Genomic DNA, 201 nt, shown 5'->3' with positions numbered 1-201 from the left:
ACTGCCCATTCTGCTGCTGCTCCTGTAACAGACGGTAACCCTGCCACAGGAAACGGGTTTCGGCTGTTACGCGCTGGGTGGTGACGGTTTTACGGGTACGACGACCCAGGGCATCATAATGGTAGTGCGCGGTAAAGCGGCCTTCCGGGCCGGTGCCTTCTGCGTGTATCAGCCGGTTTTCCGCATCATATTCGTAATGCT

The 201-nt window shown here is 57.2% G+C and carries 1 pseudogene; it reads right to left on the bottom strand.

Annotated elements, in window-relative coordinates:
* Nucleotides 1-201: pseudogene (locus tag A1830_RS24105) on the bottom strand (hypothetical protein); the annotation flags it as partial.

It is taken from the genome of Erwinia sp. ErVv1 (assembly GCF_900068895.1).
Lineage (GTDB): Bacteria > Pseudomonadota > Gammaproteobacteria > Enterobacterales > Enterobacteriaceae > Erwinia.
The sequence above is the reverse complement of the archived record's forward strand: the minus strand, read 5'-3'. Positions and strand labels throughout refer to the sequence as shown.